Genomic DNA, 1,276 nt, shown 5'->3' with positions numbered 1-1,276 from the left:
TGCCTGTGGTGGGGTTGTAGGTAGCGGTGATGTTGCTGATGGCAGTAGCGTCCAGACTTTCGGCTGCGCCATCCAAGAGATTGGTAATCGTGATGGTGGCACCAACTAAGGTAGTGCTGTTGTCGCTCAGGCTGAAGTCGCTGTTGACGATGGAAACAGGAGTGCCGCTAAAGGTGGTGCTAAAATCAATTCCAGAAGAGTTGCCATTAAGGTCGAGTACGGGGGCAGGGTTGCCATACACCACGTAGCTCTGCCCGGAATAAGTGACGCCGTTGGGGTCGGCACGAGATGCCCCGATAATTAGGTCATCAATGCCGTCGCCGTTGATGTCCCCGGCACTGCTGACAGAGGAGCCTGAGTAGTCAAGCGCCACGATGCCGTTAATGACGAAGCCGTTGCTGCCGTTGAGAGAAGAGAGGTTAAGACTAGAACTAAAGCCACTGCTACTACCAAAGACCACGTAGCTCTGCCCGGGAAAGCTGGTGTCGAAATCGCCTGGTGCCCCGATAATCAGGTCATCAATGCCGTCGCCATTGATGTCCCCGGCGCTGTTCACAGAGTAGCCTGAGGCGTTATACCTCGCGATGCCGTTAATGACGAAGCCGTTGCTGCCGTTGAGAGAAGAGAGGTTAAGACTAGAACTAAAGTCACTGCTACTACCAAAGACCACGTAGCTCTGCCCGGATGATTCACCGTTGGGGTCGGCACGAGATGCCCCGATAATCAAGTCATCAATGCCGTCGCCGTTGATGTCCCCAGCGCTGCTGACGGAGGAGCCTGAGTAGTCATACACCGCGATGCCGTTAATGACGAAGCCGTTGCTGCCGTTGAGAGAAGAGAGGTTAAGACTAGAACTAAAGTCACTGCTGTTGCCAAAGACCACGTAGCTCTGCCCGGAATTGTTGCTGCCGTTGGGGTCGGCACCTACTGCCCCGATAATCAGGTCATCAATGCCGTCGCCGTTGATGTCCCCGGCACTGCTGACAGAGGAGCCTGAAAAGTCACCCGCATTAATGCCATTAATCAAAAAGCCATTGCTGCTATTGAAAGTAAAAAGTTCGAGGCTGGCACTAAAGCCACTGCTTTTGCCAAAGACTATGTAGCTCTGCCCGGAATAGCTGCCGTAGGAAGGACTTACTGCCCCGATAATCAGGTCATCAATGCCGTCGCCGTTGATGTCCCCTGCGCTGCTGACGGATCTGCCTGAGAAGGCAGCGGCCGCGAAGCCGTTAATAAAAAAGCCGTTGCTACCATTAAGGGTGGAGAGGTTAAAGGT

The 1,276-nt window shown here is 53.8% G+C and carries 1 protein-coding gene; it reads right to left on the bottom strand.

What is annotated here, in order from left to right; translation table 11 throughout:
* On the bottom strand, window positions 1–1,276 hold a 1,276-nt coding region (locus I8751_RS18200), incomplete at both ends, for an integrin alpha (RefSeq protein WP_214440532.1).

The sequence above is a fragment of the Atlanticothrix silvestris CENA357 genome, assembly GCF_016056295.1.
Lineage (GTDB): Bacteria > Cyanobacteriota > Cyanobacteriia > Cyanobacteriales > Nostocaceae > Atlanticothrix > Atlanticothrix silvestris.
The sequence above is the reverse complement of the archived record's forward strand: the minus strand, read 5'-3'. Positions and strand labels throughout refer to the sequence as shown.